At 62.7% G+C, this 11,371-nt stretch carries 7 protein-coding genes; 6 read left to right on the top strand and 1 reads right to left on the bottom strand.

Features of this window, described 5'->3' with window-relative positions; translation table 11 throughout:
• Positions 1-50 precede the first annotated feature (50 nt).
• The 4 genes from ACWGS8_RS09355 (at position 51) to ACWGS8_RS09340 (ending at position 6,526) form a co-directional block, all read left to right on the top strand.
• Entirely contained in the window at positions 51-1,706 is a 1,656-nt protein-coding gene (locus ACWGS8_RS09355; protein ID WP_454580649.1) for an ABC transporter substrate-binding protein, read from the top strand.
• Positions 1,707-1,927: 221 nt separating this feature from the next.
• On the top strand, positions 1,928-2,962 hold the full coding sequence (locus ACWGS8_RS09350; protein ID WP_454580648.1) for an ABC transporter permease: 1,035 nt from the start codon (positions 1,928-1,930) through the stop codon (positions 2,960-2,962).
• Positions 2,963-2,974: 12 nt separating this feature from the next.
• Positions 2,975-4,132, top strand: coding sequence for an ABC transporter permease (locus ACWGS8_RS09345; protein WP_454580647.1), 1,158 nt, complete (start codon positions 2,975-2,977; stop codon positions 4,130-4,132).
• A gap of 48 nt (positions 4,133-4,180) precedes the next feature.
• Entirely contained in the window at positions 4,181-6,526 is a 2,346-nt protein-coding gene (locus tag ACWGS8_RS09340; RefSeq protein WP_454580646.1) for a dipeptide ABC transporter ATP-binding protein, read from the top strand.
• Positions 6,527-6,539: 13 nt separating this feature from the next.
• On the opposite strand, the gene ACWGS8_RS09335 is transcribed toward ACWGS8_RS09340, so the two are convergent.
• Entirely contained in the window at positions 6,540-7,127 is a 588-nt protein-coding gene (locus ACWGS8_RS09335; RefSeq protein WP_454580645.1) for a transglycosylase SLT domain-containing protein, read from the bottom strand.
• 217 nt (positions 7,128-7,344) lie between these two features.
• On the opposite strand from ACWGS8_RS09335, the gene ACWGS8_RS09330 reads away from it, so the two are divergent.
• Both ACWGS8_RS09330 and ACWGS8_RS09325 read left to right on the top strand, forming a co-directional pair.
• Positions 7,345-8,883 (top strand): trimethylamine methyltransferase family protein, encoded by a 1,539-nt coding sequence (locus ACWGS8_RS09330; RefSeq protein ID WP_454580644.1) that lies wholly within the window; start codon positions 7,345-7,347, stop codon positions 8,881-8,883.
• Positions 8,884-8,940: 57 nt separating this feature from the next.
• The gene (locus ACWGS8_RS09325) at positions 8,941-11,367 is read left to right on the top strand and encodes a GcvT family protein (protein WP_454580643.1); all 2,427 of its coding nucleotides are present in this window, start codon (positions 8,941-8,943) and stop codon (positions 11,365-11,367) included.
• Positions 11,368-11,371 lie beyond the last annotated feature (4 nt).

The following is an 11,371-nucleotide window of genomic DNA, read 5'->3' as shown; positions in this document are numbered from 1 at the left end:
GCCTGGATGCGGAATGTTAATCGGCGGAAAGCCAACAATGGGAGTTAGTCATGACAATCTACAAGAGTAATGGCGATCGCGTTCCGGATCACATCCTGGCCATGGCCGAAGAAGCCAAGGCAGGTAAGGTCGATCGCCGCGAATTCCTGGCGCTCGCCAGCGTCTTCGGCGCGTCGACGGCGATGGCTTATGGCCTGCTCGGCCTTGCGGCGCCGACCGAGGCAAGAGCCGAAGATGCCCCCAAGAAGGGCGGCATCCTGAAGGTCGCCCAGTGGATCAAGGATCCGAAGGATCCGCGCAAGTCCGACTGGTCGGAAATCGCCAATGCCGAGCGCCAGGCGCTTGAGCCGTTGGTCAAATACACCACTGAATACACGTTCCGCCCCTATCTGCTTGAGTCCTGGGACGTCAACGACGATGCCACCCAGTACGTGCTGCATGTGCGCAAGGGCGTGACCTGGCACAATGGCGATGCGTTCACCGCCGACGACGTGGTGCACAACTTCAACCGCTGGGGCGAGAAGGCCGCTGAAGGCAATTCCATGCCCGGCCGTCTTGGCACGCTGTTCGACGACAAGACCGGCAAGCTGCGTGAAGGCGCGGTCACCAAGGTCGACGACATGACCGTCAAGCTGTCGCTCACCAAGCCCGACATCTCGATCATTCCGGGGATTTGCGACTATGTGGCTCTCGTCGTCCACAAGTCCTTCGACGAAAAGGGCGGCGATTTCAAAGCCTGCCCGATCGGCACCGGTCCGTTCGAGCTCGTCTCCTACGATGTCGGCCAGAAAGTGGTCTACAAGCGCCGCGCCGACAACAAGTGGTGGGACGGCGACGTCTATCTCGACGGCATCGAGTTCATCGACTACGGCACCGATCCGGCCGCCATGGTCAGCGCTTTCGAGGCCGGCGAAGTGCATACCAATTTTGAAACGTCGGCCGACTATGTGTCGATCCTCGACAAGATGGACCTGGTCAAGTCCGAAGTCGTCACCGCCTCGACCATCGTCTGCCGCACCAACGTCACCCACAAGCCTTACGACAATGAGAAGGTGCGCAAGGCGCTGCAACTCGGCGTCGACAACAATGTCGTCCTCCAGCTCGGTTACGGCAATGCTGGCTCGGTCGCCGAGAACCACCATGTCTGCTCGATCCATCCGGAATATTACGAGCTGCCCAAGCTTACCCGTGATCCGGCCAAGGCGAAGGCGCTGATGGCGGAAGCCGGTCAGGCCGATTTCGAGCATGAACTGATCACCGTCGACGAGGACTGGCACAAGAACACCGGCGACGCGATCGCCGCCCAGCTGCGCGACGCCGGTATCAAGGTGAAGCGCACCGTGCTGCCGGGCTCGACGTTCTGGAACGACTGGCTGAAGTATCCGCTGTCGATGACGAACTGGAACATGCGTCCGCTCGGCGTTCAGGTTCTGGCGCTGGCCTACCGCACCGGTGAGGCCTGGAACGAGTGTGCCTGGTCCAACCCCGACTGGGATGCCAAGCTGAACGCTGCGCTTGCGGTCTCCGACGCGGCCAAGCGCAAGGACATGATGAAGGACATCGAGCAGATCCTGCAGGATTCCGGCATCATCATCCAGCCCTACTGGCGCAAGCTCTACAGCCACTCGGTCAAGGCGGTGCAAAACTACAAGATGCATCCGACATTCGAGCGCGACTACGGCAAGATCTGGCTCGACCAGGCGTGATCAGGCCAAGCGGAGGAAGGGGCGGTTCGCCCCTTCCTCCCTCTCCGCATGATTGCAAAACCAGAAGTCGGCGCAGCAAAAGTTGCGGACTCCTCTGGCAAGGTCGTGCAATAAACTGGGTTGATTGCATCCGAGGGCCTGTTTGACAGTCAGTTCCGCCGTTGCGGCTGAGGTGGCTTTTCAGCGGGCTCCAACCCCAACCAGACCGGCAGGGGGCCGCCATGCTTTCCTTCGTTATCAGGCGTCTTGGCACCATGGCATTGACGATGCTGTGCCTGACCATGATCGTCTTTTTCCTGATCAACCTTGAACCCAACCTGAAGAAGCTGGCGATCAGCCAGACTGAAATGCACACGTCGGCCGAGCAGCTCGAGAGCTGGCTGGTCAACCATGGCTACCGGCAGAACTTCTTTGTCCGCTATGGGCAGTGGCTTGGCGTCATGCCAAAGCAGCCGGTGACCGACCCGGCTACAGGCAAGCCGGCGCAGCGTTTCTCCTTCTGCAATGACCCGGTCGTACCGACCTTCGCCGGCGTCCTCCAAGGCGATTTCGGCTGCTCGACCAAGTTCAAGACAACGGTCGCCTCTAAGCTGTTCCCGGCACTTGGCGCCACCGGGATCCTGATGTTCTGTGTGTTGGCGGTGATGGTGCCGGTATCGCTCTTGATCGGCATCCTGGCCGGCATGCGCGAGGGGTCGCGAACCGACCGCGTGCTTTCGGTGGCCTCGATCGCCTCGACGGCGACGCCGGAATATGTGTCGGGCGTCATCTTCACCGTCATCTTCGCCTCATGGCTTGGCTGGTTGAACGGCTCGGCCGCGTCGGCGAGCCAAGGTATCACCTTCTACAATTTCACCTTGCCGGTCATGACGTTGGCAATCTACGGCATCGGCTACATCGCTCGCATGACCCGCGCCTCGATGGTCGAGGTGATGACGCAGCAATATATCCGCACCGCCCGGTTGAAGGGCCTCTCCTTTGGTGGCGTGGTGGTGAAGCATGCGCTGCGCAACGCGCTGATCGCACCGTTCACCGTCATCATGCTGCAATTTCCCTGGCTGCTCACCGGCGTCGTCATCGTCGAGGTGATGTTCCGCTACCAGGGCTTCGGCTACACTCTGGTCGAGGCCGCCGGCAACAACGACATCGACCTTTTGCTTGGCTGCTCGCTGGTCTCCGTGTTCATCGTCTTGATCACACAGCTCATTTCCGATGTCGGCTACGCGTTTCTCAATCCGCGTATCAGAGTTCAGTAGGGGGCGAAGCGGATGCAGGTCCAATATATCAGTGCCTTCGGTGTCATTCTCGAAGTGTTGTCGCGCTTCTGGCCGGTCTGGATCGCGCTCATCATCGTCATGGGGGCGAGCTTCGCCTACAAGAAGAAGCTGGCGCTCTACGGGCAGCTATTCGACAGCGGCGTCGGCATCGTCGGCGTCGGCATCTGCCTGTTCTGGCTGTTCACGGCGATCTTCGCATCGACCATCTCGCCCTTCGATCCGCTGGCACAAGTCCCGGTGATGAAGGACATGCTGCCCGGCGCCATCGAGCCGCAATCGGGGCTTGTCTATCTGTTCGGCGGCGACAAGCTGGCACGCGACGTGTTTTCACGCATGGTCTATGGCAGCCAGATCGTGCTGATCATCGCGCCGGCTGCCACCGGCTTCGCGCTGATGGTTGGCATCACGCTTGGCCTGCCCGCCGGGTATTACGGCGGCAAGATCGATACGGTGCTGTCGTTCCTGGCCAACCTCGTGCTGGCCTTCCCGGTGATCCTGCTGTTCTACCTCTTGGTGACGCCGGGCATCATGGACACGCCGATCCCCTATGCCATGGCCGGCGTGTTCTTCCTGTTTCCGATCATCTTCTTCAGCGTGCTCTTCTGGACGCGCTACAAGAACCGGCCTGACCGGCTGTACATCCTGCTTGGCCTGACGCTGATCATAGGCGGCTGGGTCTATCTCGGCCTTGTCTTCGACAAGGACCCGCTGCACATCGTCCACATCGATCCCAACCAGCTCAACATCTTCGTGGCGGTGGTGTTTGCTTCCAGCCCGGGCGTGTTCCGCATCGTGCGCGGCCTGGTGATGGACATCAAGACGCGCGACTATGTGGCGGCGGCGCAGACGCGCGGTGAATCGCCCTGGTACATCATGCTTTGGGAAATCCTGCCCAATGCACGCGGACCGCTGATCGTCGATGCCTGCCTGCGCATCGGCTACACCACGATCCTGCTCGGGACGCTGGGCTATTTCGGTCTCGGCCTGGCTCCGGAAAGCCCCGACTGGGGCACGGCGATCAAGGATGCCAGCAGGCTGCTGCGCTCCTTCATCCACCCGGCGCTGCCGCCGACGATCGCGCTGATGTCGTTCGTGCTGGGGCTCAACCTGTTGGCCGACTCGCTGCGTGAACAATCGATGAAAGACTGATTGACGGGCTCCGGCCCGCATCTGGTAGAATTTGGATTGGAGCGACCCATGAACGAGGCAGTTCGAAATCCCGGCAAGCCGACCCCAGGGCCGACCAATGCGCCGATCATCGAGATCGAAAACCTGTCGATCTCCTTCTTCACCCGCAAGGGTGAAATACCGGCGGTCATGGATTTTTCCTGCACGGTCATGCCCGGCGAAGCGATGGGTATCGTCGGCGAATCCGGCTGCGGCAAGTCGACCGTGTCGCTGGGCATCATGCGAGACCTCTCCAACATCGGCAAGATCGTCGGCGGCAGGATCAAGTTCCAGGGCAAGGACATGGGCGAGCTCTCCGAGGAGGAGCTGCGCGCCATCCGCGGCAACAAGATCGCGATGATCTACCAGGAGCCTATGGCCAGCCTCAATCCGGCGATGAAGGTCGGCCAGCAGTTGATGGAAGTGCCGCTGATCCACGACAAGGTGTCGAAGGAAGAGGCCTACAAGCGCTCCCTCGAAATGGTGCGCGCGGTCAAGCTGCCCGATCCCGCGCGCATGATGCGCTCCTATCCGCACCAGCTCTCCGGCGGCCAACAGCAGCGCATCGTGATTGCCATGGCGCTGCTGTCGAAGCCGGCGCTGCTTCTGCTTGACGAGCCGACGACGGCGCTCGACGTGACGGTTGAAGCCGGCATCGTCGAGCTGGTCAAGGGGCTGGGCGAGAAGTTCGGCACGTCGATGATCTTCGTGTCGCACAATCTCGGCCTTATCCTCGAAACCTGCGACCGTATCACTGTGATGTATTCGGGCGAGGCGGTGGAGACCGGCAAGATCAAGGACGTGTTCGACCGGATGCGCCACCCCTACACGCAAGGGCTGTTCCGCTCGATCCCGCTGCCGGGCGCCGACAAGAACTCGCGGCCGCTGATTGCCATTCCGGGGCAATTGCCGCTGCCGCATGAGCGGCCGAAGGGCTGCAATTTCGGCCCGCGCTGCCACCATTTCGTCGAGGGCGTCTGCAACGCCGCCGAAATCCCGATGGTCGAGGTCGCCGGCCACGAGGGCCATTTCTCGCGCTGCGTGCGCTTCAACGAGATCGACTGGGAGGCGCTGCCGCCCGGCGCCAAGAAGGTCAATGAGCGCGTCGTGCCGGGCGCGCCGGTGCTCAAGATCGAGGATTTGCGGAAATACTACAAGGTCGGCGGCAGCGAGGTGTTCGGCTCGAGCGAAGGCCGCGTCGTCAAGGCCAACGAGACGATCTCCTTCATGGCGCGCGAATCCGAGACCGTCGCCATAGTCGGCGAATCCGGCTGCGGAAAGTCGACGCTGGCCAAGGTGTTGCTCGGGCTGGAGACGGCAAGCTCCGGCAGCGTGACGCTGGGCAACAAGGAGATCCAGTCGACCGGCATCGAGAAGCGCAGCGTCGACACCGTATCGTCGATCCAGATGGTGTTCCAGAACCCGTTCGACACGCTCAACCCCAGCCATTCGGTCGGCGCGCAGATCATCCGCACGCTGGAGAAGTTCAATGTCGGCAAGACGGTCGCCGACCGGCGCAAGCGCATGCTGGAACTGCTCGACCTGGTGAAGCTGCCGCGCGCCTTCGAGACGCGCAAACCGCGTCAGCTGTCAGGTGGCCAGAAGCAGCGTATCGGCGTGGCGCGTGCCTTTGCCGGCGATGCCAAGGTGGTGGTGGCGGACGAGCCGGTCTCGGCACTCGACGTGTCGGTGCAGGCGGCGGTGACCGAACTGTTGATGGACATCCAGCGCAAGAACAAGACGACGATGCTGTTCATCAGCCACGATCTGTCGGTCGTGCGCTACATCGCCGACCGCGTCGTCGTCATGTATCTCGGCTATATCGTCGAGCAAGGCACGACCGACCAGATATTCGCGCCGCCCTATCACCCCTATACCGAGGCGCTTCTGTCGGCGATCCCGATCGCGGATACCAGCGTGGTCAAGAAGCACATCGTGCTGGAAGGCGACATTCCCTCGGCGATGAACCCGCCGTCCGGCTGCCCGTTCCAGACGCGCTGCGGCTACAAGAAGCTGGTGCCGGACAATCTGTGCGAGACCAAGGTGCCGCCGGTCAAGAACCTTGGCGACGGCCATATGAGCCTGTGCTGGCTGGCCGACGACGTGCTGGCCAAGATGGAACCGGTGATCAAGTTCGACAAGGAACATGCCGCGCATGAGGGCGTTCCGGACGATGCGCCGCATGGCGAAGGTCCAGGCTTTGTCGGTTCGCCGCCGGCGCGCCCGAGCGGCAAAAACGCCAACGCGGAAGCCGATGCGACCGGAAAGGCTGTCGAGGATGCGGACGCCGTCTTGCGAGCCCGTCGCCACGAAGTCCGCGACGAGACTTCCGAAACCGGTGTCTCAAAGCCGAAAGATACGACAAGGCGGCACTAACCAGGGCTGTGTGTCAGCTTCCGCACTGCTGCAACTGCGCTCCATAGTCCCGCGCCATCTTGTCGGTGGCCCGTGCATAGCCTTGGACGCCGGCGTCGCCGCGATTGCCGCGGCCATAGGCGGTCCAGCCGAGATAGTAGGCGAGGTAGAGATTGTAGGTGTCGTTGCGCGCGACGCCGTAGGTATCTGCCGTCTTGGAATGGTACCAGCCGACGAAATCGACGGCGTCGGCGAATTTGGTGCGCCGCGCCGCCCAGTTGCCGGTTTCGCGTTGATATTGCGACCATGTGCCGTCGAGCGCCTGCGAGAAGCCGGTGGCCGACGAGACGTGCTTCCAGGGGATGAAGCCGAACAGCTTGGTGCGCGGCGGCCGGGCATTGCTCTTGAAGCCAGATTCCTTGCGCACCGTCGCCATCAGCACGGGGACCGGCACGCCGTATCTCTGCTCCGTGCGTTCGGCCGCCGACTGCCAATTGTCGAACCAGCCATCATTCTGGTCGAAGACGGCGCAGACATTGTTGATGTGGCTGGGCGCGGTCGCGCAGGCCGAAAGTGCCAGCAACACGCCAACCGCTACAATTTTACTAAAACTCGTACGCATTGGGTGAGCAATAGGCCGAAATCATAAAGGGAATCTTGCTGCCGCCGTTAATGCATCGTCGGCACGAGCGCCCTGGAAAATGCCATAGGAGTATTCCGACGCTTACTGTCGTTTTTTATAAAAGCGTACTGCGTAAATGCCGCCTTGGCTAAAATCACGCCCGTAAACGGCGTATTTCTGACAGCTTGCCTGGTTCGCCAAGGCTTTGATGCCCGGCATGAACGAACCAAGACGCAAGCGCGGCGCCGAGCGCACCAGCAACCGGGGTCCGGCGCCCATCCAGCAACTGCCGCAAAGGCGGGTGACCAATCCCTATCCGCCCATGGCGTTGCTGTCCCCAGAGCAGATCGAGGCGATCCATCTGGCGTCCATGCATATTTTGGAGAATTTCGGCATCGAGGTGATGAGCCGGCGGGCACTGTCGCTGTTCAAGAAGGCGGGTGCCGCGGTCGATCACGCCTCGGCCAATGTCCGCATCGATCGCGGCATGGTCGACGAGGCACTGAAGACGACGCGCTCCAGCTATACGCTGACGCCGCGCAATCCGGCCAACGCCATTCATCTTGGCGGCAACACCATCAACTTCACCCTCGTTGCCGGCCCACCCAATGTGCACGACATGGAGCGTGGCCGCCGCGCCGGCAATTTGCGCGACTATGCCGACCTGACCCGGCTGGCGCAGCATTTCAACTGCGTTCATATGCTGGGCAACCAGGTCTGCGCGCCTGTCGAACTTGCAGCCAACTCGCGCCATCTCGACACCTACTTCACCAATCTGACGCTGACCGATAAGAGCTTTCATGTCTCGGCGATCGGTCGGGGCAGGGCGCTGGACGGCATCGAGATGATGGCGATCGCGCGCGGGCTGACGCTGGACCAACTGCGCGACGATCCGGGCATCGCCACCATCATCTCGGTCAACTCGCCGCGTCGCTTCGACGAGATGATGGCCGAGGGCCTGATGACCATGGCCGAGTTCGGCCAGTCGGTGGCGGTGACGCCGTTCACGTTGATGGGGGCGATGAGCCCGGTGACGCTGGCGGGTGCCTTGGCGCAGCAGAATGCCGAAGCACTGTTCGGGGTGGTGCTGACGCAACTGGTGCGGCCGGGGGCGCCTGTGATGTATGGCGCCTTCACCTCCAATGTCGACATGAAGTCCGGGGCCCCGGCCTTCGGTACGCCTGAAAATACCAAGGCCAACATTGCATCCGGGCAATTGGCGCGGCGCTATCGCCTGCCCTACCGGACGACGCCCGGCTCGGCCTCCAATGCAGCGGACGCGCAAGGCGCCTATGAGACGCTGATGGCGCTGTGGGGCGCTGTGCTCGGCCATGGCAATCTCGTCTACCACGCCGCCGGCTGGCAGGAGGGCGGTCTGACGGCGTCGTTCGAAAAATTCATCATCGATGTCGAGATGATCCAGCACATGATGGAGTTCCTGCGGCCGATCGTGGTCGACGAGGCGGAACTTGCCGTCGAGGCGCTGGGCGCGGTGCCGACCGGCGGCCATTTCTTCGGCGAGCCGCACACGCTGGAGCGCTTCGCCACCGCCTTCTACCATCCGATGCTGTCCAACTGGCAGAATTTCGAAGCCTGGCAGGAGGCCGGCAGCCTCGATGCGACAGCGCGCGCGACGCGGCTGTGGAAGAAGGCGCTGGAAGACTATGTCGAGCCGGCAATGGATGCCTGCGTGCGCGAGGCCCTTGAAGCCTATGTCGCCAGGCGCAAGGAAGCGATCGGGCAGGGCGAGCCGTGATGCCTCCCATCCTGAATCCATTCATCCATCCAATCCATTGATATCAGAGAAGAATCTATGAAGTCGCATGCAAAGGTCGTGGTCATTGGCGGCGGTGTCGTCGGGTGTTCCGTGCTGTTCCATCTCGCCCGCCATGGCTGGACCGACGTGGTGCTTCTGGAGCGTGACGAGCTGACATCCGGATCGACCTGGCACGCGGCGGGCGGCATGCACACGATCAATGGCGATCCCAACGTCGCCAAGCTGCAGAAATACACGATCAGCCTCTACAAGGAGATCGAGGAGCTCTCGGGCCAGGCGACCGGCGTGCATCTGACCGGCGGCGTGCTGCTCGCCGCCACCGAGGCGCGGCTGGACTGGTTGCGCGGTGTCGTCGCCAAGGGCCGCTATCTCGGCATCGACCTGGAAGTTATCTCGCCCAAGGAAGCTGCCGAGCTGATGCCGCTGCTCGATCCCAAAGAGTTCGTCGGCGCCGTCCGCAACAAGGAGGACGGCCATCTCGATCCCTCCGGCGTCACCCACGCCTATGCCAAGGCCGCGCGGAAGCTTGGGGCGGAAATAGAGCGCTTCACCAAGGTCGAGGACATTGTGCGGCGGCCCGACGGGCTATGGCGCGTCATCACCAACAAGGGCGAGGTGGTCGCCGAGCATGTCGTCAATGCCGGCGGCCTGTGGGCGCGCGAGGTCGGCCGCATGGTCGGGCTCGAACTGCCTGTGCTGGCCATGGAGCACATGTACCTGATCACCGAGGACATGCCGGAGGTCGCCGCCTGGAACGCCAAGACCGGCACGGAGATCATCCATGCCGTCGATTTCGACGGCGAGCTCTATCTGCGCCAGGAGCGCGGCGGCATGCTGATGGGGACTTATGAGAAGGCCAACAAGCCGTGGTCGGAATATCAGACGCCGTGGAATTTCGGCCATGAGTTGCTGGCGCCCGACATCGACCGCATCGCGCCGTCGCTGGAGGTCGGGTTTCGGCATTTCCCGGCCTTCCAGAACACCGGCATCAAGCAGATCATCAACGGGCCCTTCACCTTCGCGCCCGACGGCAACCCGCTGGTCGGGCCGGTGCGCGGCCTGCCGGGCTTCTGGGTCGCCTGCGGCGTCATGGCCGGTTTTTCACAGGGCGGCGGCGTCGGCCTGGCGCTGTCCAACTGGATGATCGAGGGCGATCCCGGCGCCGACATCTGGGCGATGGATGTGGCACGCTACGGCGACTGGGCGACAATGGCCTACACCAACGCCAAGGTGCGCGAAAACTATTCCAGGCGCTTTTCGATCCGCTTCCCCAATGAGGAACTGCCGGCCGGGCGGCCGCTGAAGACGACGCCGGTCTACGATCTGTTGTCGGCGAATGGCGCGCAGTTTGGTGTTGCCTATGGGCTGGAAGTGCCGCTCTGGTACGCGCCGGAAGGCGTCAAGGACGAGTTCTCCTGGCGGCGTTCCAGCGACTTCTCCCATGTCGCCAGGGAAGTCGCGACGGTGCGCGACGGCGTCGGCCTGGCGGAGATTTCCAGCTTCGCCAAATACAAGGTGACGGGCGAGGGGGCGGCGGCCTGGCTCGATCGCATGCTCGCCTGCAAACTGCCAAAACCCGGCCGCATGACGCTGGCGCCGATGTTGAAGGACGACGGCAGGCTGATCGGCGATTTCACGCTGGCCAATCTCGGCGCGGAGGGGTGGTTCCTCGCCGGCTCGGGCATTGCCGAGCAGTACCATATGCGCTGGTTCGAGGCGCATCTGCCCGGCGACGACTCGGTCCAGATCGAGGCGCTGGGCGCGAAACTCACCGGCCTTGCGATTGCCGGGCCGAAGGCGCGTGAAGTGCTGGCCAAGGTCAGCCGCGCCGATGTTTCCAACGCGGCGTTTCCGTTCATGGCGGCGGCGAGGATGGATATCGGCATGGCGCCGTGCCTGGTCGGCCGCGTCAGCTACACCGGCGATCTCGGCTATGAGATCTGGGTGGCGCCGGAATATCAGCGCGCGGCTTATCATGCGTTGATGGCGGCGGGCGCCGAGTTCGGCATCGGCCTGTTCGGCTCGCGCGCGCTCAATGCGCTGCGGCTCGAGAAGAACTACGGCTCATGGGGACGCGAATACCGACCGATCTACGGGCCGCTCGAAGCCGGGCTCGACCGCTTCGTCGCCTATGGCAAGGAGGCGGATTTCATCGGCAAGGCGGCAGCGCTGACCGAGCGCAAGCAAGGCGGCAAGTTGCGGCTGCGCGCCTTTATTGTCGACGCCGACGACGCCGATGTCATCGGCGACGAGCCGATCTGGTTCGGCGGCGCGGTGCGCGGCTGGGTGACGTCGGGCGGCTACGCCCATCATTCGAAAAAATCGGTCGCCGTCGGCTATGTGCCGAAGGAAATCGCCGACGAAAGCGACGGCTTCGAGATCGAGTTGCTGGGCAAGCGCCACGCGGCGCGCATACAGGCCGCGCCACTGTTCGATGCGAATTTTGAGCGGATGCGGGGGTGAGGGC

This window comes from Mesorhizobium sp. 43Arga (genome assembly GCF_053714255.1).
The sequence above is the reverse complement of the archived record's forward strand: the minus strand, read 5'-3'. Positions and strand labels throughout refer to the sequence as shown.

Coding starts and splice junctions, on each gene's coding strand:
- ACWGS8_RS09330 (WP_454580644.1), top strand. CDS start 7,345: ATGAACGAACCAAGACGCAAGCGCGGCGCCGAGCGCACCAGCAACCGG.
- ACWGS8_RS09350 (WP_454580648.1), top strand. CDS start 1,928: ATGCTTTCCTTCGTTATCAGGCGTCTTGGCACCATGGCATTGACGATG.
- ACWGS8_RS09345 (WP_454580647.1), top strand. CDS start 2,975: ATGCAGGTCCAATATATCAGTGCCTTCGGTGTCATTCTCGAAGTGTTG.
- ACWGS8_RS09355 (WP_454580649.1), top strand. CDS start 51: ATGACAATCTACAAGAGTAATGGCGATCGCGTTCCGGATCACATCCTG.
- ACWGS8_RS09325 (WP_454580643.1), top strand. CDS start 8,941: ATGAAGTCGCATGCAAAGGTCGTGGTCATTGGCGGCGGTGTCGTCGGG.
- ACWGS8_RS09335 (WP_454580645.1), bottom strand. CDS start 7,127: ATGCGTACGAGTTTTAGTAAAATTGTAGCGGTTGGCGTGTTGCTGGCA.
- ACWGS8_RS09340 (WP_454580646.1), top strand. CDS start 4,181: ATGAACGAGGCAGTTCGAAATCCCGGCAAGCCGACCCCAGGGCCGACC.